Here is a 24128-nt window from a genome sequence, read left to right as displayed (position 1 = left end):
GCCATTTGAAAGGTTTGTGATGACTTATGTCATTTTGCAAGCCTTTTTTTCTTCTTTTCTTAGCCTTATTTTTTATTAAAATATAGCCTCTGTTTTCATGAAAATTATCAATATTGTACTGACTGTCCTTTTCGCACTATTTGCATTTTTTCAGTTTAATGATCCTGACAGCCTAAGTTGGATTGTGTTGTATCTTTACCTGGCAGTAATCTCAGGTATGGCAATTTTTGGGAAATACAACATGGCTTTGATTCTTCCTGGTTTAGCGATTTTTGTAGTTTATTTTGTTTATCTATTACCTAGTGTATTTGAGTTTTTGTCTAGCGGAGAAAACTTAATGAACCGCATGGACGCAGAAAAAATGTATATAGAACAAACCCGCGAAGCAGGAGGCTTACTTGTAGGGATTTTAGGACTGGTATTCCATCTGCTTACCAGAAAAAAAAATACTGTAGCCAGGAATGTCTGATCGCTCCAGAGCAGGTATTATCGGTGCGGGCATTGCAGGAATCGCAGCATCTATTCGCCTTGCCAATAAAGGATATGAAGTACACGTATTTGAGGCCAATGCCTATCCCGGCGGTAAGCTTACAGAAATCCGCCAGGACGGATATCGCTTTGATGCTGGACCCTCACTCTTCACGCTTCCCGAACTTGTAGACGAACTCTTTACGCTTTCTGGTAAGAATCCGGCAGAGCATTTTCAATATATCCAGCTGCCCGTCACCTGTCATTATTTTTATGAAGATGGTACACGACTGCGAGCTTACGCAGATCATGAAAAGTTTGCGGAAGAGATTTACCAGAAAACGGGTGAGGCAAAAAGTAGGATAGACAAAGTACTGAAGAATAGCCAAAGGCTATATGATTTGCTTTCTGACTTGTTCATGAAAAAATCTCTGCATCGCTGGCAAACCTTTGCTAACCCACAGGCACTTCGGGCCTACACCCAACTTCACCGCCTGGATTTTTTCCGTAACATGAACGAAGCCAACGAAAGCTTCTTCAGCGATCCCCGCTTGGTACAGCTTTTTAATCGTTATGCGACCTACAATGGATCTGACCCCTACCAGACGCCCGCTACGCTCAATATCATTCCTCACCTGGAATTTAATATTGGAGCTTATTTTCCTAAAGATGGGATGCATTCAATCACGATGAGCTTGTTTGAACTGGCTAAATCCCTCGGCGTGAGCTTTCATTTCAATGCTAGAGCTGAAAAGATTCATTTGGATGGAAATAAAGTAAATGGGCTAACAGTAAATGGTGAAAAGCAACCTTTTGATTTTCTGGTCAGCAATATGGATATCGTAAATACTTATAAAAAGCTACTGGCTGACCAGCCTCAACCAAAGCGTTTACTCAATCAACCGAAGTCTAGCTCAGCATTGATTTTTTACTGGGGTATAGCGCGCCAGTTTGATGAGTTGGGCTTACACAACATCTTTTTCAGCCAAAATTATCGGCAGGAGTTTGAGCATATTTTTAGAAAAAGAAAAGTGTATGAAGATCCTACAGTGTACATCAATATCACTTCCAAGTACAAGAAAGATGATTCGCCAGCGGGCTGTGAGAACTGGTTTACGATGATCAATGTACCTAATAACTCAGGGCAGGATTGGGATAAAATCATTCAACAGTCCCGCGAAAATATTCTAAAAAAGCTAAGCCAAATTCTGGAGCAGGATATAAAACCCCTCATCCAATGTGAAAGTATACTTGACCCCCGGCTGATAGAATCAAGGACATCATCTTCTATGGGAGCTTTGTATGGCAATAGCTCTAATAATAAGTATGCCGCATTTCTGCGGCATGCCAACTTTAGTAAAAAGTATAAGAATTTGTTCTTTTGTGGAGGCAGTGTGCATCCCGGGGGCGGTATTCCCCTAAGCCTACTATCGGCAAAAATAGCGACCGAACAGATTCCTGGTAGCTAGATTGAAGCTTCGGCTGAGGCCATAATGACTTCCGGATTTACCAGTTGCTTGTAGCGCTCGTATCTGCTCATGATATCTTCTACATAATTTACCGGCTCACTGCCACGGCAGTAGCCAGATTCTACCACCGGATCATTAAAGAATTCGGGCTCAGATTTTCTTTCTAAGAAATAGGCCACATCGTCCCAGTTTGAAGGGTTTTTACCAAATTTTTGTGCCAGACGTCTTGCATCTAGTACATGTCCCTGACCGGCATTATAAGAGGCCAGCACAAACTTGATTCTTTCCTCACTGTCGGGTATGTATTTACTCCAGATGCCATCCAACCAGCTTAGATAAGCAGTACCAGCCTGTAAGCTCTGCATTGGGTCATGCATATCAGATATACCATACAGTTCACCAGTTTCAGGAAGTAATTGCATCAGCCCAATTGCACCCGCCCATGATTCGGCAGTAATATCAAATTTAGACTCTTGAAAGGCCTGAGCTGCCAACAGACGCCAATCCCATCCCAAACTGTCAGCAGCCTGCTTGAAAATATCGTCAAATGGAGAAATCTTATCGCTGCTCAAGGAAGAATAAGTACTTTTTACCCTGCGAAGCGATGCTTTCGGACTCTTGTAATACTTATTGTAAATCACATAGTAGTCCGTTTGCTTCTTCATCTGAATTATCCAGTCGTTAACGGTGTTAAGCAATTGCGGAGCGTTACTACGGGTAGCCCAGGCAATCTTTTGAGGAAAGCTGACAGGTGTGCTCACGTCTATATTAGAATAATACGTAGCGTTTACCATAGCTACATCTTCATCCGCTACGGTGTAGTCAATCTCGCCATTAGCTACTTTTCGGATTAGTCCTTCAGCATCCTGACCAATCTCTGCCTGAACAATATCTATTTTACCACCAATTTCTTCAGACAGGTTTTCCAGGCGGGTTACAAAAGCAGAGTTTCTCTGAACATGAATGGTTTTGCCGTCAAGCTCAAGAGGGTTTCTGATAAGAATTTCATCAAGTTCATGGCGTTTCATCGTTAGCCAGTTTTCCGGCTTACGCTGTACCAGTACCTGCTTTACTTCATTATGATGCTCTGTAAAAGCAACCTGCTCCTGGCGACCGCTTGTTACGGCCATGTTAAAGGCGATGATGTCTCCTTCGCCTTCATTGAGCATATGGACCGCCTCATCAATATCGCTGGTAAGCTTAATTTGTAATCTGAGGTCAAGCTCTGACGCCAAGCGGGTAAGTAATTCATATTCATAACCCATAGGTTGACCACGGTAAATGAAATAACCTGTAGAACTATTATTCAGAATAGCTACAAGGCTACCTCTTTCACGTATCTGATCCAGATCAAATGAAACTGGTTCAGTTACCTTAGCCTGATGCTCGTAATGGTCTGAGCCGCTCTTCTCCTCACTGCATGAAAACACGAACAGGAAAAGAAAAGTTAGGAGCAATCGGGTGTGGAATATATATGTTATATAACTTTTTGCCTTTATCACTATACTCTATTTTAAGATTTAGTATACCTTTTTCAGTCTTCACTTACGAGGTAATAATCTTCAGAATATTAAAAATTAGTTCTCAAAAAGCTGTCTTTTCAAATGCAGAGGGACAATCCTTGAAACTAATGTTAGCAAAATTTTACAAAATACTAATTATAAAGTCCTGTTGATAAACGACAGTCCTTTGATATTTGTTACAAACAGCAATAAACATACCGCATGTAACATTTTAATTTATTTAGCTAAAATTATACTTTTTTAATAAATAATAAAAGAAATATATCTTTAAATATTGTCAAAAGATGATGACCGATGCAGAAAAGCTCATTGTAAAGGAATTAAACCCCTTTTTCAGAAACAAAGAGTATCAATGGCTACAACACCTACAGCAGTTTCGTAAGCTGAGAAAGAATGGTTTTCATAACATATTGATAAATGTAAAAGGTTACCCCAGCTTAATAGATGTTAAATTAGGTGTAAGGATAGAGATGGTTGAACAATTAGCATATCAGTTTACGACCGGTTTATCAGACTATCAGGTACATAGTAATACTTTGATGATAAAAATGGGAGAGCTGATAGACCAACCTCATTTGCGTTTTGAAGCGAAGCATGAGGAAGATATCAAAGCTGCTGCTTTACAAATTATGGGATTTATGCAAACCAAAGGTTTTGCTTTTTTGGAGGAGCATAGTGAAGTAAACCGCCTAGATAAGCTATTCAATGATAACCCTTATCACAAGTTAATATATACATACAATGCTTACAACCGTTGCCTCAGAGGGATAGTGTTAGCTCGTTTGGCAGGAAGAAGAGACTTTCAGGAACTGGTGAATATTTATAGAAAATCCCTTCTTAAGAAGAATACACCTCCGCAACTGATGGAAAAATATGATAAGCTGAGCAAATTTCTGAAGAATTTTTCCCTCAACTAATCATCTAACAAGCCTGGTCTCCGCTCTTTCGTTCTTTTCACCGACTGCTCATATCGCCAGTCATGGATCAGCTGATCATTACCGGAGAGCAGCACATCAGGAACTTTTATACCTTTAAATTCAGCCGGACGGGTAAAAACAGGAGGGGCAATCAATTTGTCCTGGAAAGAATCGGAAAGCGCAGAAGTCTCATCAGAAAGCACGCCGGGAAGCAGACGAATAATAGAGTCAGCCAGTACAGCAGCAGCCAACTCCCCACCAGAGAGCACATAATCACCAATACTGATCTCACGCGTAACATAATGCTCACGCACTCTCTCATCCACCCCTTTATAATGACCACAGAGCAGGATCAGATTTTTTTTGAGAGAAAGCTGATTGGCGATAGGCTGATCCAGACGTTCTCCATCCGGGCTCATATAAATAATTTCATCATAAGTGCGGTCAGCCTGTAACTGTTCTATACAGCGTACGATAGGTTCAATCATCAGTACCATACCTGCGCCTCCGCCATAAGCATAGTCATCCACCTGCTTGTGTTTATTCACAGCAAAATCGCGTAAATCATGTACAACAACTTCTACTAAGCCTTTGTCCTGAGCACGTTTCAGGATAGAATGTGAAAAAGGGCTTTCTAATAAAGAGGGCAGGCAGGTAATGATATCTATTCTCATAAATTTTCGGTTGAACGCACAAATTTAAGAAGCTTATCAAAAATGAATACAGTATTTAAACATCTGTGATACTATTCTTTTAACTTTACAGCACACAAAACATTATAGATTTTTTGATCTAAACCAATTGTCATGAGAAAAAAAATAGTAGCCGGTAACTGGAAAATGAACAAAACTCTGGAAGAAGGTCAGGCTCTTGCCTCAGAAGTGAAGCATATGGCCGAAGATGAACTTCCGGGAGATGTACAACTGATCATGTGTCCTCCATTTATACACCTGAGTACGCTACATGCTATGCTCAAAGGTTCAAATATAGGGCTGGGAGCACAAAACTGCAGCGAGCATGAATCCGGAGCATACACTGGCGAAACTTCCGTGAGCATGCTGAAATCAGTAGGTGCGCAGTATGTAATATTGGGCCACAGTGAAAGAAGAGAGTACTTTGAAGAAAGCAATGAGCTGCTGGCTAAGAAACTGGACATGGTTCTTAAAGCGGGCTTAACACCTATATTCTGCTGCGGAGAACCATTGGAAATAAGAGAAAGAGAAGCCCAGAATCCTTATGTGCAAAAACAAATAGAAGAAAGCCTCTTCCATCTTTCCAAAGAAGATATCAACAAAATAGTGATTGCCTACGAACCGATCTGGGCAATTGGTACCGGTAAAACAGCCAGCGCGGAGCAGGCTCAGGAAATGCATGCGGTGATTCGCAAGCAGCTGGCAGAGAAGTATGGAGATAGTGTGGCTGATGAAATTTCTATTCTGTACGGAGGTAGCGTAAAGCCTGATAATGCTCAGGAAATCTTTGCCGGAGCCGATGTAGATGGAGGGCTTATCGGTGGAGCCTCCCTTAAATCAAGAGATTTTATTGATATCGCTAAGTCATTTTAGGAATGGAGAAGAAAGCTTATCTGTCTTTACAGTTTCAGTGCAAAGAGACGCTCACCGAAATACTGATTGCTGAGTTGTCAGAGCTAGCTTATGACTCTTTCTGGGAGCAGGATGAAGGCTTTGAGGCCTATATTCTGGAAACTGATTATGATGAGCATGAGTTGCAACAAATTTTAGACAGATATCAGGGAGTAGGAAATGTGACTTTCAGTGTCAGTCGGGTAGAGGAGAAAAACTGGAATGTAGAGTGGGAAAGTAATTTTTCACCAATTGTGGTAGAAGACCAATGCCTGGTAAGAGCAGATTTTCATAAGCCTGAAAAGAACTTTCCTTACGAAATCGTGATCAATCCTAAAATGTCATTCGGTACAGGGCATCACGCCACAACTTACCTGATGTTGAGCTGGCAGCTGGAAATAGACCATAAGCAGAAAAAAGTGATGGATGCCGGTTGTGGAACCGGTATCCTTGCGATTATGGCACATCTGAAAGGTGCAAGCGAAATTATTGCTTTTGATAATAATGAGTGGGCTGTTGATAATACGCATGAAAATTTTGAGATCAACCGTTGTCCGGAGATCAAAATGTTTTCAGGTACGGTAACAGATATTCAGGAAGAAGAAAAATTTGACATCATCCTGGCTAATATCAATCGTAATGTGCTTTTGGAAGAAATGGACATGTACGCTGCCCGACTCAAAATTGATGGTATGCTGGTATTGAGTGGTTTTTACAATTATGACGCCTCCCAAATAGAAGAAAAAGCCCTAGCAAGTGGCTTAAAAGTAAAAGGCCGGAAAGAAAGAAATGACTGGGTAGCCCTACAACTAACCTTCTAAGCAGTGCCTCCCCCCTTCTATGATTTGCTCCTAGCCTGTTAAATGCCTCTAAACCTTACAATTCTTCGGGCGAAGCATAATTTTACTGGATATATTTTTGTTGTTAGCTAATTTTTTTGGGCTAAAAACGTTATGCACTTAATAGGTGATGAATAAAAGCAAGCGTATGAAGGTATTTTCTATCGTCAGCACCCTGCTGCTTATTGCACAAATTGTATGTGCACAACGCTATCAGCTAACTGATAGTGTAGAGGTGTATGGAGATGATGTAAAAAGACTACTTACTAAAACCAATGATAGTACGGCTATCAAAATAGGGGATCAGTTTGCTGGCTTGTGGCAGGAACTTTCTGCTGCGCAGCGAGATACTATTATGGCCACTTCCTCTCAGATGCTGGCTAAGAATTTTCAGCTTACACCCTTTTACGTCAATTACTATGCAGCAATCAATGCTGCAGTGGACTCAGCTCAGATCTCTAAGCAAAACCTGGATGAACTGCTCTCTATGCTTTTGCAGACTACCCAGCATTATGACCGTAAGGAGTTTGGGTATGCTGTTACTACCCTAAGAGATTTCTTTCAGCGTCAGGCAATATATTATGCCAACTATAATAAAGTCTACGCGCGCAATGGTAAATATTCTTTCAGCTTTATTGCCCCTCCTCAGGATACCTATACCCCTGAAGTAGCGCTTTCTTCAGGTGATGAAGAAGCATCGGACTGGAGTGAAGATGATGGCTGGGGCGATGGAGCGTGGGGTGATCCTGAAAGCAGTGATGAGTGGGAAAATGCAGAAGAAGATACTGAATGGAATGACGGCTGGGGTTGGGAAGAAGATACTACCGAGGAAGCTACCGCTGCACCAGTCGAAGAAGAGGTAAAGCAGTTAAGTGAATATATTGTGGAAGAAACTGTTCAACCTGAGTTGATAGGTCCTATCATGCATATGGAAAAGATGGATCTTACCTTTACTACTACCTTCGACTCTGCGAACCTTACCCAGACTAAAGCAGATTTGATGCTGCACCAACATATTCTAGTCGGAGAAGGTGGAAAGTTTGATTGGGTAACAGCGGGTTTAAGTCAGGACTCGGTCTATTATACATTTGAGAAGTATAACTTTGACACCAGGGTGCCTCGCCTCAGTGCAGAAAACGGTCATATGACCTATAAGGGTAAAGTAAAAGAGCCGGTGAAAGGCGCTTTTCAGTTTGCCAGTCAGAAACATTCCGGCTTTGAGACTGCCAGATATCCCCGCTTTATGTCTTACAATAGTGACATAGAGTTTGATATATATAATAAAAAGTCTGTCAATGAAAATATAGTGACCTATATAGGTGGATTCTCCCTCCTGGGTAGTAAGGTTACCAGTGCTTCTCTGATGGAAGGTGAAGCTATTGTTGAAGTAAATGGAGGAGGAAAGAAAAAGATTCGTGCCATTTCAAAATGGTTTAATGTAGGCGACTCACTACTTACCAGCCCCAAATCTACCATTACCATTTACCAGCGTTCAGATTCTATCTACCATCCGGCAGTAGAATTTAAGTATGCGATGGACTCCTCCCTGCTTACGGTTCTTTCCAATAGCGGGCGCTATAAGCATACTCCTTTCACAGCAACACACCTCAAGATGGACATTCAGGCAGATATTATGCGTTGGGATTTGCGTACTGATAGCCTGAACGTTTCTACCCTTACTGCGCGAGATAAGGTGCCAGTGATCTTTGAGTCTCATGAATATTACAATGAAGAAGCTTTCGACAAGTTAGGGCAGATGTACGGTTTTCATCCTCTTATCATGGCAGTGGGATATGGTAGAAAAAATAATACGCTGAGCTTTTATACGTATGATATGGCCAGAGATATGGGCCAGAATGAAAAGACACTTAAAGCTGCCATGCTGGACCTGATGACCAGGGGCTATATAGACTACGAACCTGAAACGGGCTTAGTAACACTCAAGAAAAAAGGAATCCACTACACTTTAGCTAAAGCAAGACGAGTGGATTATGATAACCTGATGATGCCTTCTTTTGAGGATGACGGCCCCAATGCTACCATCATGCTTGACAGTAAAGAACTGCTGATGAGAGGCATAAAACAGTTTAATATCAGTGAAGACTTAGGCGTTTCTATTGAGCCTACTAACAATGAAGTGACCATGCTGGGGGAAAGAAATTTCCGTTTCAATGGTAAGCTACAGTCCGGTAACTTTGAGTTTGTAGGAGAAGGATTTACCTTTAATTATGATAGCTTTAAAGTTGAACTTCCCAAAATTGACTCTATCAGCTTCTATCTGCCCAATGAAAAAGGCGAGCGTAAAAAAGTAGACAATACGCTGCAAAGTGCTACTGAAGATGAAAGTTTTATCGATAGAATGGGAGATGGATTCAAGCAAACTTCAGGAACGCTTTATATCAATGATCCTAAAAATAAATCAGCTCGAAAATCCCTTCCGGATTATCCGAAATTTGATGCCGAAAATGGAGCGATTGTATATTTTGACAATAAAAATGTACTAGATGGAGCTTATGACAAATCCATTTATTTTGTTATCCCTCCATTTGCCATTGATAGTTTGAGTAATGCAGACCCTTCTTCTATCGGTTTTGCGGGTACGCTCTACAGCGACATTTTACCGCCAGTAGATGAAACACTTAAGGTGATGGCGGATAACTCTATGGGTTTTGAACATACTTCAAATGAGGGCTATCAGTTGTACGGAGGTTCAGCCATTTATAAAAATCAATTGCGATTGGATGCCAATGGCCTGAGAGGAAACGGAACCATAGACTTTCTCACCTCCACCCTTGAGTCAGAGGAGTTTATTTTCTACATGGACTCAGTTACTACTATAGGGACTGCTGCAGAAATAAGAGAAGGTACATTGGGCACTACCAGCTTTCCTCAGGCTTATGTAGAAGATTACAGCATGCTCTGGTTACCGGGTGTGGATAGTATGTATATTTCCAATAACGCCGAGCCCTTTGAATTTTATAACCAAACAGCTTCCATGGATGGTTCAGCCATCCTCACTGAGCAGGGGGGCTTGCTGGGTAGCGGTACGCTCTTTACAAGAGGCTCAGAAGCTTCATCAGAGAAGATGACTTTTGAGCAAACCCGCTTTGACGCTAGAAACGCTACCTTTGAAATTAAGTCAGACAATCCTGAAAAGCCTGCTTTGGCTGGAGATGATGTATTTCTGGATTTTGACCTCGAGCAAAACATAGCGAATATCAGCCCTGAACAGGAAGGTGTAGCAGCGATTGCTTTTCCTTATGCCCAGTTCAAAACCTCAATCACCAATGCGGTCTGGAATCTGGAAGAAGAGACCGTGAAAATGAGTAAACCTGAGGATGTAGACATTGAAAACTCCTACTTCTATGCTACAAGGGAGGAACTTGACTCACTTTGGTTTAATGCGGAAGAAGCTATCTACCGGATTCCGTTACTACAGCTGGATATATTTGGTGTACCCTATATAGCAGCGGCAGATGCCAAAGTAATCCCTGAAAACAATCAGCTACAGGTATTGGAAAACGCTAAGTTTGAGACATTTCAGAATGCAACCTTGGTGATTGATACGCTTAATGAATACCATCGCTTAACCAATGGAACGATTGATATTTTTTCCCGAAATGAGTTTCAAGGAAAGGCATACTATGAGTTAATCGCAGCTACCGACACCTTTTCTATTGAAATGAATAATTTTAAGAAGGATACGGTGCAGGAACGCAGGCAGGTATTTTATCATACAGTAGCAAACGGTAGAGCAGAAGCCGATCAAAACATTATTATATCACCAGGGATGCTTTATCGGGGAGATGTACGTATGCATGCTGCCAAAGAAGCCCTGGAACTGGATGGAGAAGTGAAGCTGGATTTCAAACGCAGGCCAGATTACAATACCTGGATAGCTTATGCCAGTGAAGCAGGACAGAAGAAACTGGAATTTAACTTCAACGAGGCGCTTACAAGCACAGGAGAACCACTTACAGCAGGTCTGCACTTCAGCAGTAAAGACAACAGCCTTTACAGCACTTTTGTGATGGACAGGCGTTCGCCAGATGATTTTGATTTCTTCAAACCTAGGGGCTTGCTATCCTACGATGAAGAAAAGGATGAGTACATTATCAGGTCGCAAAAGAAAGAAAATAGAGGAGCCCTGGCAGGAGAAGTTTTTGCCTATAATGAAAACCAGCAGACCATTAATTTTGAAGGTCCGGTAGATTTTATGCCATTTAAAAGTGAATCTTTTGGTATAGAGGCGACGGCAATAGGTGATGGAAAGCTGGAAACAAATGAGTTTAAACTTGATGCGCTCATGACGTTCAATATTGACCTGCCTACTCAGGCGATTGATATTATGGGAGCAGACCTTAATGAATCGCTCAATAAGTCAGGAGCGCCATCGGCTACCAATGACCGAACTACTCTGCTCTATAAACTAGCCGAGATGATAGGAGACCAGGCAGCACGCGACTGGGATAAGAGCTCTGTCAGTAACTATACTCCTCTGGTGACTATGTCAGGAAAGTTAGAAAAAACCCTAGTATTTGCAGATGTTGATATGGCATGGTCGGATGAGCATAAAGCCTGGTACAGTACTTCTCCCCTGGGGCTATCTAACGTGATGGAGCAGGATGTTAATGGAAGCATGACTGGCTTCCTTGAAATTAAACCGCTGGAAATGGGAGGTATGATGGTCAATCTTTTTATGCAGGCTACGCCTGATTCCTGGTATTATTTCAGTTATCAGAATAACCGACTAGCAGTATGGGCTTACAACGAGGAGTTTTGCGACGTGATAGGCAGCAAGTCTAATATTGGAAAAGTAGATGGAGGGGAGTATGCTTATTTCCTTAGCGATATTGCTGAAACGATGAAGTATATCAACCGCTTTCGTAAAGATTATCTGGGCATTGATGAGCAGTATAATTTTAATACCACTGCACCAGTGATTGCCGGAGAGGATACAGAAGAGAAAAAACCGGAAGCAGACCGAGATGGATTCTAATTTTTAATATCCAAGGCCAGCAAATGTTGGCCTTATTTTTTGCGGATAAGGTGACTCACTTGGATATATTACCGAACTCTCTAACTTTACCCTGTTTATTGAGGTTATAAAGTAACTATGAATATTATCTGGATTATTCTATCTATTGTGGTTGCATATCTTTTAGGTTCTATCCCCACAGCAGTCTGGTACGGACTTCGTTTTCATGGCGTGGATGTTAGAAAGCACGGTAGCGGAAATGCCGGTGCTACCAATACTTTTCGGGTGTTAGGCAAAAGAGCCGGATCAATTGTAATGTTGGTAGACATTCTGAAAGGCCTGACTGCCACTATGCTGGCATTTTTCCTGATCAAAATACATGCAATTGACCACGGACAACTTGTAGAATATAAACTCCTGCTGGGTGTAACTGCCGTTATCGGGCATGTTTTTCCTTTATATACTAACTTTAAAGGAGGTAAAGGAGTAGCGACACTTCTGGGCATGGTAGTATCCATACAGCCCTGGGTAGCACTTAGCTGCATAGTAGTATTTCTCCTTACCCTTACTTTTTCCAAATACGTATCACTTAGCTCATTGTTGGCGACTTTGGCATTTCCCCTTTTGCTGATGGTCCCTCCCTTCAAAACAGACGAGCCTATCCTGATCTTTTTCGGCTTCCTGATGTTTGTGGTGCTTGCCATCACACACAAGAAAAATATTATACGTCTTTTCAAGGGAGATGAAAACCGAACGTATCTCTGGGCCAAGAAAGATTAACGCCAGCGGCTAGTTTGCGTGAGAATTTTTACCTTTACACTATTATTTTTTCAAAAGTTTAAGCCTGTATACCATGGTAAAAGAATACATAGAAAATCACAAAGACCGTTTTATTGAAGAGCTGTTTGAGCTACTTAGAATTCCTTCGGTCAGTACCGATAAAAAATTCAAAGAGGATGTACTAAAGGCAGCAGACTATCTTAAGCGGAAACTGGAAGCGTTGAATGTTGATAAGGTAGAAATCTGCGAAACACCCGGCTATCCAATTGTGTATGCAGAAAAAATGGTAGACGAAAAGCTGCCTACTGTATTGGTATATGGCCACTATGATGTACAGCCTGCTGACCCCTATGAACTTTGGGAGACTCCTCCTTTTGAACCTCAGGTGCGCAATGGTAAGATCTATGCACGTGGTGCCTGCGACGATAAAGGTCAGATGTATATGCACATCAAAGCATTGGAAGTAATGCAGGAAGCGGGTCAACTGCCCTGCAACGTAAAGTTTATGCTGGAGGGAGAAGAAGAAGTTGGTTCCGACCACCTGCCTGATTTTGTCAAAAACAATAAGGAGAAGCTCAAAGCTGATGTGATCCTGATCTCAGATACAGACATCATAGACAATGATAATCCTTCAATCACCGTAGGCTTGAGAGGTATGAGTTATATGCAGGTAGAAGTGACCGGTCCTAATCGTGATTTGCATTCCGGCATGTATGGTGGCACAGTGGCCAACCCAATCAATGTGCTGTGTGAGATGATCGCTTCTTTGAAGGATGAAAAAGGCCGTATCACTATTCCCGGCTTCTACGACAAAATTGTAGAGCTAAGTCAGGAAGAGCGTGAGGAAATGAATAAAGCGCCACATGATGATGAAAAATACAAAAAAGAACTAGGCGTAGACGAGCTGGCAGGAGAAGATGGCTATACAACTTTGGAAAGAATTGGTATCCGTCCTACGCTGGATGTTAACGGCATATGGGGAGGGTATATCTCTGAAGGGGCCAAAACGGTGCTGCCTTCCAAAGCTTATGCAAAAATCTCTATGCGTCTGGTGCCTGACCAGAATCATAAAGAAATTGATAAGCTTTTTGCTGAGCATCTGAAAGCTATCGCCCCTAAGTCAGTGAAGGTAGAAGTCACTTCTCATCATGGCGGGCAACCTGCGGTAATCCCTACGGATTCTACAGAAATAAATGCTGCCAAAAAAGCTTTTGCTGAAGCCTGGGGAAAAGAGCCGGTACTTACCCGTGAGGGAGGTAGCATTCCTATTGTAGAATTATTTCAAAAAGAACTTAAGCTTGATTCTGTGCTGATGGGTTTTGGCCTGGGAGAAGATGCCATCCACTCGCCCAACGAAAGTTATGGTATCTACAATTATTTGAAAGGGATAGAAACCATTACGCTTTTCTATAAGCATTATGCCGACATGAAGAAAGCATGATTTAAATGAATTAGTTCTTAAAAAACTTTGTCAAAGCTACTCCGCACATTGCAGGCTATACGCCTCTGTAATAGCTTTGACAAAGTTCAAATCAAATATTTTGGTCAAACTTCAAAATATCTACAATTTCAGAGTGGTAACCTTCTCTTCGTCTATAAACTTTTAACCAGTAACTTTAACCTAATAATATGCAAGTCTGGGAAACCCTGGAACAGAAATACTTGATTCAAGATGAGTGGCTGCGTGTGCGGGCGGATAAGTGCCGTATGGAAGATGGTACCATTGTAGAGCCTTATTATGTGCTGGAATATCCCAACTGGGCCAATGTAGTAGCAGTAACTGAAGATAAAAAAATAGTGCTCATTAAGCAGTACCGCCATGCGCTGGGTGTGATTGACCTGGAACTCCCGGGAGGTGCCGTAGATCCGGGGGAAGACCCCATTGAGGCAGCAGGACGAGAATTGCTGGAAGAGACAGGTTTTGAGGCTGCGCATATTGAGCAACTATGTAAGCTTTCCCCTAACCCTGCCAACCATAATAACTTTTCTGTTTCTTTTCTGGCTACCGGAGTCAAGCGTACTACCCAGCAGATTCTGGATGAGACCGAAGAAATTGACGTAGAATTATACTCAATTGATGAGGTAAAGCAACTCCTGGCAGAGCAAAAGCTAATTCAGACCATGCACGTAGCGGCTTTTTACTATGCTTTACCCAAGCTAGAAAAGCTATAAAAAAACACCAGTCAATCAGAACTGGTGCGTGTTTTTTCCTCTAAAGCAGTTAAGTACTAGAATAATTCCACATCTCGCAGTGCAATGATATCCTGCTGGCTATTGATCATTCGCTTGGTACGAATGTAGCGATTGAGATTGTACTCATCGTAATACTCAGACTCAGGATCTACACTACTGATTTTGACTCGGGCTTCCAGTCCCGGAGAATGAATAAACTGATTATCGTCTATCCACATGCCTACGTGGGTAATACGCTCTCGGGTACTATCAGTAGCAGCATAACCAAAAAAGAGTAAATCACCGGGACGGAGCTGGTCAAAGTTTTTGTTTTCATCTACCAGTTCTCCGGCATAAACCTGCTGAGAAGCATCGCGGGGTAGTATTTTACCATTCATGAAATAGATAGTTTTGGTAAATCCACTACAATCCACTCCCTTAGAAGAAGTTCCTCCCCAAAGGTAAGGCACTCCCATCAGCTTAAAGGCAGTCTCTACCACTGTGTTTTCAGTAGCTTCGGCCTCAGCTACCCAATCCTCAAAAAGGTCAGATTCGTTTTTTCGCACATAGGCATTGCGGCCATCAGGCAGGCGAACTTCGTAACTAAAAGGCGTCTCGTCTACCAATTCCACCACGTTACCAGCCACAAGGTCAGATACTGTGTTATTATTCCTGACCGGGTGCTCGTAGGCAAAGCCATACATTTCGGTAAAGATTACCTTCTCTTTAGCTTGCCAGTCAGCGTACTCCGTCTGGTTCATAGGTACAAAGCTTCCCTGCATCCAGCTGATGTATTTGTCAGGGGTTTGTACCAGATGCCACTCCCCTTCTTTCTTTAGTATTTTCAAGGGCATGCCCATAGTGGCTTGTGTAGCCAGTTCCCCGGAGTGGCGAGGCTGTGAGCGAATGTTAGCCACAGAAATATAAACTACTCCCAATGTATCCTCACCTAAGGAAGCATCCGGTAATGTATTGATGCTGTCTATTAGCTGAACATTTTGCGCTGCTATCTGGCTAAGTAGTGCTTCTTTGGCAGCAGGCTGATCAGTTTCTCCTTTTAAGGTAAGGGTGTCGCCATTTAGTTTAGCTTCTATATCAAACAAAGCCACTCTTTTATCAGGAGCATAATTTGATTTTATGTCTTCTATGGTAGCGTTTAGCGTATCAAGTCGCTGATCCGTTTGCTCCTCTTGAGGGGCGCAGGCGCCAAGTAAGACTAATGCGTAGAGTGCATTAGCTATTATCTTCTTTATCATAAGTTATTTTAAATTTACTCAGGTCAGGTTGATATTCCTTTTCTCGGGCCAGCTCATATTCAAAGATAGCTTTACCCAGTTCGGACAAAAAGGGCAGCCCGATTTCATCGTACTCATAAACGTTGTCATTAAATATCTGGTTCTCATTGACATAAATAACAGCCGTTAGCATAAATTCAACATTGCGCTCAAAGTCAACGATATAGGCATTGTCGGTAAGAAAACCATAAGCCATCCCAATCTTATTGAAGATCCGGATATTAGAAGGGATAGTCTCTTGCGTATCTCCAAAAAGGAAAAACTTAGAATAACTGTCATAATAATTTTCTGTAGTATCGGCCATATAGTCCGGGTAAGTAGTTTCCCGTGGGAGCTGCGACATGTATTGGAATAAAAACTGATAATCTTCTTCGGTCAGGTCAAAGCGTTCTTCTTCAGGTACTGCTTCGGGGAAGATTACAGCCTTCAGAACATCCTGAAGATTGGCTACAGAAATATAATTGTTTTGACCAAAATCTTTAGGATTATTGATCAGCGAATCATTTTCCATATAACCTTCTCCTAATTGTATAGGCTCATCTCCTACCCAGTCTTTACGACTACCGACCATGTCCTGCTGATAGAGAATTTTGGCATTATCATAAAAAGTAACTGGATTAGTTGTACGGTTTTCGTCAGCGGTATTGAAAACCGAAAGACGGTGGACAATGCGTAAATCTTCCAGCCCTTTCTCATGAAGTTCATTGTTAATATAGTCCTGGCCCAGAAATTCATAGAGACGGTTATAGGCGTCATTATCACTGACTACAAATATCTTTTTGATATAGTGGGCAATAGAAGGCATACCGCTTTCAGAAGTAGAATCGTAGCTCACTTTAGTCTGCCCTGAATATGCACTATCAGTCAGCATGGTACTGTATTTATTCAAACCCTCTACGCCCAATTCGTTTAGCTTTTGTAATGCCAATACCGCAATGGGAAATTTTACCGCACTGGCAGGGTAGAAATAAGTATTGCGATTGACACCATATGCATGCTCAGTAAATGTAGGAGTGTTATTTTCGTCACGGTCAATCTGGGTATAGAGAATCTGAACCTGATACTTCTCCGGATTATTCAGTACGGTATCAATCACCGGGGATTCCCTATTGCTAAGAATATCTACAATCAGGTTGTTTTCATTATTTTCGCCACTATCCGACTCCTCAACGGAGGAAGTACACCCTCCATAAGCCAAGGCGATAAACAAAAGAAAAATATAAGGTAAAGGTTTCATATGCTAAAAAATTGATTCTTTGAAAAAAGAAACGCTCTTTTAATTAAAGAGCGTTTGCAGCTATATGTTCCTAAAAACTTGAATTTTACATATGTAACGCCCGATTTTCGGTAGCTGCCAGACATGCCTCTTTCACCGCCTCTGTGAAGGTAGGGTGAGCATGCGACATACGGGCAATATCTTCGGCAGAGGCACGATATTCCATAGCCACTACTGCTTCGGCGATCATATCGGCTGCCCGCGGGCCGATGATGTGAACTCCCAAAACTTCGTCGGTGGCTTCATCAGCCAGCACTTTTACAGTACCCTCTATGTCCATACTGGCACGGGCACGGCCTAACGCTTTGAAAGGGAAACTGCCCGTCTTATATTTTTTCCCATCAGCTTTCAGTTCCTCCTCAGTATAGCCTACACTGGCTACTTCAGGCCAGGTGTAAATGACACTGGGGATTAATTTGTAATTAATATGCGGTTTTTGCCCGGCTAATAATTCTGCTACATACACCCCTTCTTCTTCTGCTTTGTGGGCCAGCATAGGTCCTTTATTGATCACATCACCTATGCCATAGATGTTATCGACTTTGGTTTTGAGGTGTTCATCTACTTCTATTTTACCCTGCTTGTTTACCTCTATCCCTACATTTTCCAACCCCAGGCCTTCAGTGTAAGGACGTCGGCCCACACATACCAGACAGATATCACCTTTTACTTCAACCTCTTCACCCTTACTGTCTTCCGCTTTTACGATTACTTCTTTGCCTTTGCTTTCTACCGAAGTTACTTTATGACTAAGCTTGAAGTCAAAGTCTAATTTTTTCAGGCTTTTCATCAACTCTTTGGACATGGTAATATCAATCAAAGGCGCTATGCGTTTTTCGTATTCCACTACCGTTACTTTGGCACCAATACGTGCATATACAGAACCCAGCTCAAGCCCGATATAACCTCCACCAATAATGATCATATGCTTAGGCACCTGCTTAAGTTCTAAGGCCTCAGTACTGGTGATGATTTTCTTTTTGTCTATTTTGATGAAAGGCAGGGTTGAAGGCTTGGAGCCAGTAGCGATGATCACATTTTTGGTAGTGAACTCCGTTTCTTTATTATCCTTGCCTTTAACAACAATAGTGTTCTTATCTTTGAAAGCACCAACTCCGGTATGGACAGTGATTTTATTTTTTTTCATTAGAAATGATACGCCACCAACGGTCTGCTCTACCACATCGTTTTTACGCTTGATCATTTGAGGCAGGTCTACTTTCAGGTTAGAAAGCTTGATTCCATGTTCCTTAAAGTTAGACTGAGCGTTATGAAAATGCTCGGACGAATCCAGTAGTGCTTTTGAAGGAATACAGCCTACATTCAGGCAGGTACCGCCAAGTGCATCGTATTTTTCAACAATAGCGGTTTTCATTCCTAACTGGGCACAGCGTATTGCTGCCACATATCCTCCGGGGCCTGAGCCGATGACGGTTACATCAAAATCCATAAGTGAATATTAGTTATAAAAATGATTGGTTTAGATGATTCAGTTAAACTGCGTAAAGTTAAGGTGATTACAAAGATTTACAAGGTAGAGATAGGGAAAATAGGCCTTTAGACAAAAAACCAATAGCTTTGTCTGATCCTACCTCTTCATGTGTAGCTATAAAAAAATGCTCAGGTCAGCTTATGCCAAGTGTTTATCGGATTTCTTAGGTTTTACCAAGAAACGCATAATTGGGAAACTGGTCAGAACCAGAATGGCAAACACCATTTCAAAATAGTAAAACCAATTTGCGTACTGGCCCTCCAGTATGATGTAGCGGATCAAGGCATCAAAAATAAAAGTAAGCATCATCACACTCAATGAAAAAGTGAGGCCTACATGAGGACGAACATAAAGTAAAATAATGGTTAGAGGTACAATAAAAAAACCTAAGGCATCATACCATATATTGATAATTGAAGGAATATCCCGGGAAGAAAAACCCAATTGTAACACTTCATCAATATGGTAAAACATCATTACCAGATAACCGGCGGTATAGAAAAAGATGATACTCTTTGCATATAAAGGATAGTTGCTCAATTTCTTAATCATAACTTGTTAAATAGTTGATTCTCAATTTGCTAACAAATAAAAAAGCCAGTGGTTTATTTGCCACTGGCTTGGTTATGTAATTTGATCAATCAGTTATATACCTAAGAGCAGACGAGAAGGATCTTCTATTAATTCTTTAATCCTATACAGGAAGCTTACAGATTCTCGACCGTCAATTACTCTGTGATCGTAAGAGAGTGCTACGTACATCACCGGACGTATCTCTACCTGACCATCTATAGCTACCGGACGTTCTACAATATTGTGCATACCCAAAATAGCGGATTGTGGCTGATTGATAATAGGAGTAGAAAGCATAGAACCGAATATACCTCCATTGGTAATGGTAAAGGTTCCTCCGGTCATTTCGTCAATGCTTAACTTACCATCACGTGCTTTTTTTGCCAATCTTACTACTTCTTTCTCTATCTTATCAAAGGCCATGGCCTCAGCATTGCGGATCACCGGCACTACCAAACCTTTAGGACTTGATACAGCGATAGAAACGTCACAATAGTCATTATATACCAGTTCTTCACCATCAATGAAAGCGTTTACCGCCGGCCACTCCTGCAAAGCCAAACATGCAGCTTTGGTGAAGAATGACATGAAGCCAAGGTTGACATCATATTTTTCCTTAAATGCTTCTTTATATTTTTTACGAAGTTCCATCACCGGCTTCATATCTACCTCATTGAAGGTAGTGAGCATCGCAGTTTCATTCTTGGCGGCTACCAGACGACGGCTAACGGTTTTGCGAAGACTGCTCATCTTCTCACGGCGCTGCTGGCGGTTACCATCTTCAGTGCTTGCAGCTTCAGTAGATTTAGGCTCTTCTTTGGCAGGTTTTTCGGTTGTAGCCTGCTTGCTTTGCGCAGGAGCAGTTTTTTCTGCTTTCTCAGCATCCTCCTTGGTAATGCGGCCATCTACGCCAGTTCCTTTTACCTGCTTAGGGTCAATACCTTTTTCAGCCAGTATTTTGGAAGCGGCAGGAGAAGCATGCCCGGTAGCATAGGTTTCACGGCCATTGTCTTTTCCGTTAGTGTCTGCCGGGGCGGAGGTTTTTTCTTTCTCAGTTGAAGTTTGAGATTGTGATGTACCCGTGCCTCCCTGTCCATTGGTTTCAATCACACAGGCGAGGGTTCCGATCTCTAAAGTTTCTCCGGCTTGAGCTTTGATTCTTAAAGTACCAGCTGCTTCGGCAGTAAGTTCAAAAGTAGCTTTATCAGATTCAATCTCAGCAATGACTTCATCCATTTCTACCTGCTCTCCATCCTCTTTGAGCCACTCTGAAATAGTAACTTCAGTGATAGACTCTCCTACGGTAGGAATTTTCATTTCTATAGATTGGGCTTCTTGAGAACTATCCTCAGCTTGCTCAGTCTTTTCCTGTTTTTTGTTTTCCGCAGCAGGCGCTTCCGAAGCGGAGCCTTCAGCTTCTTCTTCGCTTTCACTCTCTGCCTTACTATCATTGTTCCCGTTTCCACTGGCTGATGTATCAATTTCGCATATTACGGCTCCTATTTCCACAGTTTCACCTGCTTCAGTTTTGATATGGAGAACGCCAGCTTGTTCGGCATTTAGTTCAAAAGTAGCTTTGTCAGACTCAAGTTCAGCAATTACTTCGTCCATCTCGACGTAGTCACCATCCTTTTTAGTCCATTCGGCAATGGTAACCTCAGTAATAGATTCGCCGACGGTGGGAACTTTAATTTCTAAGCTCATATAAAGTTGGTTATGAATTTTATTGTTAGATAACCTTTTTTTACGCAAACGCCTTGTTCAAAATTTCTTCCTGCTCTTTGCCGTGCATTTTACCATAACCGGTGGCAGGTGAAGCTGCTGGCTTACGCGAAATAATTTCCATATTAACCTGACGGTATGTTCTGAGCATATAAGCCCAGTAACCCATATTTTCTGGTTCTTCCTGTACCCAATATACTTTAGCGGACTTATACTTCATCAGCTCTTTGGTCACTTGCTTATCAGGAAAAGGGTGTAGCTGCTCTATCCTGATAATGGCTACATCTTTACGTTTTTCTTTTTCTCTCTTCTCTTCCAGATCGTAGTAGATTTTACCAGAACATAGAAGTACCTTCTTAACAGATTTTTGGGGAGATGCTACGGTATCGGGAATTACCTCTCTGAATCTGCCTTGGGTAAACTCTTCAACCGGAGAAATTACCTTAGGGTGACGAAGTAAAGATTTAGGAGACATTACTACCAACGGCTTCCGGAAAGGCCACGCCATTTGTCTGCGCAAGGCATGGAAGAAGTTGGAGGGCTCCGTAATGTTGGCCACAATAATGTTGTAGTCAGCGCTCAACTGAAGAAACCTTTCAGGACGAGCATTGGAGTGTTCTGGACCCTGTCCCTCATAGCCGTGAGGTAGAAGCATTACCACGCCGCTCATTCTGCGCCATTTGGTTTCGGAGGTAGTGATAAACTGATCTATCATTACTTGTGCGCCATTGGCAAAGTCACCAAACTGAGCTTCCCAGATCACCAAAGCACTGGGGTTAGCCATAGCATAACCAAATTCAAAGCCCAATGCACCATATTCAGATAGGAGTGAATTATAAATTCTGAACTGCTCCTGATTTTTATCAATATGGTTTAAGTTATTGTAAGGCTCATTGCTTTCAGCATCATGGATTACAGCATGACGGTGAGAGAAAGTACCCCTTTCTGTATCCTGTCCGGCTATGCGTACAATTTTGTTCTCCAGAAGAATAGAACCATAAGCCATCAGCTCGGCGGCTGCCCAATTGTATTTCTTCTGCTTGAAGAACATATCCTTGCGTAGCTTAAACTGCTTCTCAATCTGCTTAATGGGCTTGAAGCCTTTGGGCAGAGTAGTAAGGGCGGTAGCTATCTTTTCAATGGACTCTTCCGTGATACCAGTTTCAGGTGACAAATCAAAATCTTCCGGCTTAGATTTACGCATATCCTTCCACTCTAGCTCAAGAGGCTGGTATTCGTAAGGCAGAGGATTTTGCTTCACCATATTCAGGCGGTCCTGAAGCAGATTTCTAAATTCTGTATCCATGTTCTGCGCCAGCTTAGCATCAACATCTCCCCGCTCAATAAGTCTCTTATTATAAACTTCTCTGGGATTAGGATGCTTGGAGATAATGTTATACAGTGAAGGCTGAGTGAACTTGGGTTCGTCACTTTCATTGTGGCCATGACGACGATAGCATACCATGTCTATAAAAATATCCTTGTGGAATTTTTGACGAAACTCCACAGCGAGCTTAACACAATATAGCACAGCTTCAGGATCATCACCATTTACATGAAGTACAGGAGAATCTATCACCTTAGCTACGTCAGAAGAATAAATACTAGAACGGGCATCGTCAAAGTCGGTAGTGAAGCCCACCTGATTGTTGATAATAAAGTGGATTGTTCCACCAGTATGATACCCTTCCAGTTGCGACATTTGTGCTACCTCATATACTATGCCCTGGCCTGCTAAGGCAGCATCTCCATGAAGCAAAATAGGAAGCACTTTATCATAATCGTTACCATATTGGTGATCAGCTTTGGCACGAATAAAACCTTCCACAACCGGGTCTACAGCTTCCAGGTGGGAGGGGTTAGGAGCTAATTTAACGTTTACTTTCTTTCCATTGGCAGTAGTAATTTCACTGGAGTAACCTAAGTGATATTTTACATCACCATCTCCATGCGCCAGTTCAGGCTCGGCTGTACCTTCAAATTCATTAAAAATCTGCTCATAGGTTTTACCCATGATATTGGCCAATACGTTAAGGCGGCCGCGGTGCGCCATACCGATCATAACTTCCTCAGTACCTTTCTCTACAGCATGATTGATAATTCCATCCAAAGCAGGTATGGTAGTTTCGCCTCCTTCAAGGGAAAACCGCTTTTGACCTAGATACTTAGTGTGCAGGAAGTTCTCAAATACTACTGCCTCATTCAGTTTACTGAGCACACGCTTTTTTTCATCCTGACTGGGAGCATAAGTAACAAAAGTCTTCTCAGCCTTTTGTTTGATCCACTCCATCATTTCTCTATCACGAATGTAGGTATATTCAAAACCTACATTGCCCAGATATATGCTGCGTAGTGTATCTATAATTTTACGAAGAGAAGCTTTTCCGATACCCAGATCTTTACCAGCCTCAAACTCTACATCCAGATCCTCTTCAGTGAGGCCAAAATGTTCAATTCCTAGTTGAGCCTTACGATCACGGCGCTTTCTTACTGGATTGGTGGTAGATTCCAGGTGTCCCCTTCTACGATAGTTGCGGATGAGCCGCAGAATCTTAGCCTCCCTTACGTCTATTTCTCCTTCTTCAAGCGCAGCTTGGAGGGCTGTATCTGAGCTTCCTCCATGTCCGTTAAAGCGTTCCTGAGAAAAATTATAACCTTCAAAAAACTTTTGCCAGCTTTCATCAACCGAGTCGGGGTCTTGCTGGTATGACTTATAGAGTTCATCTATATATCCTACGTCGGCATTTGAGATGTATGAGTATTTATCCATTCTCCCTAGAAGTTACTTTCATTTTAAACAAATATAGAAAGACAATACATAATTGTAAAATTGCGTATTCGCTTAGGCAAATACAATTGAATGTCAGAAAATTAAGCCAAGAGAGTAAAACATATTAAGCGTAAAAAAGTTAGAAATTAACCAAGATAAGGTAGCAGCTAAAGCGGATATATGATAGGGGTAGAACAACAATATTGCAATAGCTATATCCATTAGTGAAATAATTATAATTTCAAAAATTGAGTTCAGAAATATTTTTGTG

At 41.9% G+C, this 24128-nt stretch carries 17 protein-coding genes; 9 read left to right on the top strand and 8 right to left on the bottom strand.

Going from position 1 to position 24128, the window contains the following annotated elements:
- The first annotated feature begins 97 nt into the window (after positions 1-97).
- Positions 98-469 (top strand): transmembrane 220 family protein, encoded by a 372-nt coding sequence (locus WJR50_RS00160; protein WP_341291177.1) that lies wholly within the window; start codon positions 98-100, stop codon positions 467-469.
- The gene (gene crtD, locus WJR50_RS00155) at positions 462-1937 is read left to right on the top strand and encodes a 1-hydroxycarotenoid 3,4-desaturase CrtD (protein ID WP_341291176.1); all 1476 of its coding nucleotides are present in this window, start codon (positions 462-464) and stop codon (positions 1935-1937) included. The genes WJR50_RS00160 and crtD overlap by 8 nt, the downstream gene beginning before the upstream one ends.
- Here crtD and WJR50_RS00150 read toward each other — a convergent pair.
- Positions 1934-3394 carry an MltF family protein gene (locus WJR50_RS00150; RefSeq protein WP_341291175.1) on the bottom strand — a complete coding sequence of 487 codons (1461 nt, stop codon included), beginning with the start codon at positions 3392-3394 and terminating at the stop codon, positions 1934-1936. The two genes, crtD and WJR50_RS00150, sit on opposite strands and share 4 nt — an antisense overlap.
- A gap of 350 nt (positions 3395-3744) precedes the next feature.
- Here WJR50_RS00150 and WJR50_RS00145 point away from each other — a divergent pair, with 350 nt between their 5' ends.
- Positions 3745-4377 carry a hypothetical protein gene (locus tag WJR50_RS00145; protein WP_341291174.1) on the top strand — a complete coding sequence of 211 codons (633 nt, stop codon included), beginning with the start codon at positions 3745-3747 and terminating at the stop codon, positions 4375-4377.
- Here WJR50_RS00145 and trmD read toward each other — a convergent pair.
- The gene (trmD, locus tag WJR50_RS00140) at positions 4374-5051 is read right to left on the bottom strand and encodes a tRNA (guanosine(37)-N1)-methyltransferase TrmD (RefSeq protein WP_341291173.1); all 678 of its coding nucleotides are present in this window, start codon (positions 5049-5051) and stop codon (positions 4374-4376) included. The genes WJR50_RS00145 and trmD overlap by 4 nt on opposite strands.
- Before the next feature lie 132 nt (positions 5052-5183).
- Here trmD and tpiA point away from each other — a divergent pair, with 132 nt between their 5' ends.
- The 6 genes from tpiA to WJR50_RS00110 all read left to right on the top strand — a co-directional run bounded on the left by tpiA (position 5184) and on the right by WJR50_RS00110 (position 14729).
- Positions 5184-5942 (top strand): triose-phosphate isomerase, encoded by a 759-nt coding sequence (gene tpiA / locus WJR50_RS00135; RefSeq protein WP_341291172.1) that lies wholly within the window; start codon positions 5184-5186, stop codon positions 5940-5942.
- 2 nt (positions 5943-5944) lie between these two features.
- Positions 5945-6781: a 50S ribosomal protein L11 methyltransferase gene (prmA, locus tag WJR50_RS00130; protein WP_341291171.1), complete on the top strand. Its 837-nt coding sequence runs from the start codon at positions 5945-5947 to the stop codon at positions 6779-6781.
- Positions 6782-6947: 166 nt separating this feature from the next.
- A complete protein-coding gene (locus tag WJR50_RS00125; RefSeq protein WP_341291170.1) occupies positions 6948-11798 on the top strand; it encodes a hypothetical protein in 4851 nt (1616 codons plus the stop codon).
- Positions 11799-11915: 117 nt separating this feature from the next.
- On the top strand, positions 11916-12557 hold the full coding sequence (gene plsY / locus WJR50_RS00120; protein WP_341291169.1) for a glycerol-3-phosphate 1-O-acyltransferase PlsY: 642 nt from the start codon (positions 11916-11918) through the stop codon (positions 12555-12557).
- Between the two features lie 73 nt (positions 12558-12630).
- Entirely contained in the window at positions 12631-13998 is a 1368-nt protein-coding gene (locus WJR50_RS00115; protein ID WP_341291168.1) for a dipeptidase, read from the top strand.
- 188 nt (positions 13999-14186) lie between these two features.
- The gene (locus WJR50_RS00110) at positions 14187-14729 is read left to right on the top strand and encodes an NUDIX hydrolase (protein WP_341291167.1); all 543 of its coding nucleotides are present in this window, start codon (positions 14187-14189) and stop codon (positions 14727-14729) included.
- 56 nt (positions 14730-14785) lie between these two features.
- Here the strand turns inward: WJR50_RS00110 and WJR50_RS00105 are convergent, their stop codons facing one another.
- From WJR50_RS00105 to WJR50_RS00080, 6 genes are all read right to left on the bottom strand, one after another.
- Positions 14786-15985, bottom strand: coding sequence for a C40 family peptidase (locus WJR50_RS00105; protein WP_341291166.1), 1200 nt, complete (start codon positions 15983-15985; stop codon positions 14786-14788).
- A complete protein-coding gene (locus WJR50_RS00100) occupies positions 15963-17261 on the bottom strand; it encodes a serine hydrolase (RefSeq protein WP_341291165.1) in 1299 nt (432 codons plus the stop codon). The genes WJR50_RS00105 and WJR50_RS00100 overlap by 23 nt, the downstream gene beginning before the upstream one ends.
- A gap of 85 nt (positions 17262-17346) precedes the next feature.
- Positions 17347-18750, bottom strand: a complete 1404-nt coding sequence (gene lpdA, locus WJR50_RS00095; protein WP_341291164.1) for a dihydrolipoyl dehydrogenase — start codon at positions 18748-18750, stop codon at positions 17347-17349.
- A gap of 180 nt (positions 18751-18930) precedes the next feature.
- Positions 18931-19344 carry a hypothetical protein gene (locus WJR50_RS00090; RefSeq protein ID WP_341291163.1) on the bottom strand — a complete coding sequence of 138 codons (414 nt, stop codon included), beginning with the start codon at positions 19342-19344 and terminating at the stop codon, positions 18931-18933.
- A 93-nt stretch (positions 19345-19437) separates the two neighbouring features.
- Complete coding sequence (gene odhB / locus WJR50_RS00085) at positions 19438-21069, bottom strand: 2-oxoglutarate dehydrogenase complex dihydrolipoyllysine-residue succinyltransferase (RefSeq protein ID WP_341291162.1); 1632 nt, start codon at positions 21067-21069, stop codon at positions 19438-19440.
- Between the two features lie 40 nt (positions 21070-21109).
- Complete coding sequence (locus WJR50_RS00080) at positions 21110-23857, bottom strand: 2-oxoglutarate dehydrogenase E1 component (protein ID WP_341291161.1); 2748 nt, start codon at positions 23855-23857, stop codon at positions 21110-21112.
- Positions 23858-24128 lie beyond the last annotated feature (271 nt).

Source organism: Catalinimonas locisalis (assembly GCF_038039535.1).
Lineage (GTDB): Bacteria > Bacteroidota > Bacteroidia > Cytophagales > Cyclobacteriaceae > Catalinimonas.
The sequence above is the reverse complement of the archived record's forward strand: the minus strand, read 5'-3'. Positions and strand labels throughout refer to the sequence as shown.

What these genes read in the sequence shown, in the direction of transcription:
- WJR50_RS00160 (WP_341291177.1), top strand. Translation starts at nt 98, where the DNA reads ATGAAAATTATCAATATTGTACTGACTGTCCTTTTCGCACTATTTGCA.
- crtD (WP_341291176.1), top strand. Translation starts at nt 462, where the DNA reads ATGTCTGATCGCTCCAGAGCAGGTATTATCGGTGCGGGCATTGCAGGA.
- WJR50_RS00145 (WP_341291174.1), top strand. Translation starts at nt 3,745, where the DNA reads ATGATGACCGATGCAGAAAAGCTCATTGTAAAGGAATTAAACCCCTTT.
- trmD (WP_341291173.1), bottom strand. Translation starts at nt 5,051, where the DNA reads ATGAGAATAGATATCATTACCTGCCTGCCCTCTTTATTAGAAAGCCCT.
- tpiA (WP_341291172.1), top strand. Translation starts at nt 5,184, where the DNA reads ATGAGAAAAAAAATAGTAGCCGGTAACTGGAAAATGAACAAAACTCTG.
- prmA (WP_341291171.1), top strand. Translation starts at nt 5,945, where the DNA reads ATGGAGAAGAAAGCTTATCTGTCTTTACAGTTTCAGTGCAAAGAGACG.
- WJR50_RS00125 (WP_341291170.1), top strand. Translation starts at nt 6,948, where the DNA reads ATGAAGGTATTTTCTATCGTCAGCACCCTGCTGCTTATTGCACAAATT.
- plsY (WP_341291169.1), top strand. Translation starts at nt 11,916, where the DNA reads ATGAATATTATCTGGATTATTCTATCTATTGTGGTTGCATATCTTTTA.
- WJR50_RS00115 (WP_341291168.1), top strand. Translation starts at nt 12,631, where the DNA reads ATGGTAAAAGAATACATAGAAAATCACAAAGACCGTTTTATTGAAGAG.
- WJR50_RS00110 (WP_341291167.1), top strand. Translation starts at nt 14,187, where the DNA reads ATGCAAGTCTGGGAAACCCTGGAACAGAAATACTTGATTCAAGATGAG.
- WJR50_RS00105 (WP_341291166.1), bottom strand. Translation starts at nt 15,985, where the DNA reads ATGATAAAGAAGATAATAGCTAATGCACTCTACGCATTAGTCTTACTT.
- WJR50_RS00100 (WP_341291165.1), bottom strand. Translation starts at nt 17,261, where the DNA reads ATGAAACCTTTACCTTATATTTTTCTTTTGTTTATCGCCTTGGCTTAT.
- lpdA (WP_341291164.1), bottom strand. Translation starts at nt 18,750, where the DNA reads ATGGATTTTGATGTAACCGTCATCGGCTCAGGCCCCGGAGGATATGTG.
- WJR50_RS00090 (WP_341291163.1), bottom strand. Translation starts at nt 19,344, where the DNA reads ATGATTAAGAAATTGAGCAACTATCCTTTATATGCAAAGAGTATCATC.
- odhB (WP_341291162.1), bottom strand. Translation starts at nt 21,069, where the DNA reads ATGAGCTTAGAAATTAAAGTTCCCACCGTCGGCGAATCTATTACTGAG.
- WJR50_RS00080 (WP_341291161.1), bottom strand. Translation starts at nt 23,857, where the DNA reads ATGGATAAATACTCATACATCTCAAATGCCGACGTAGGATATATAGAT.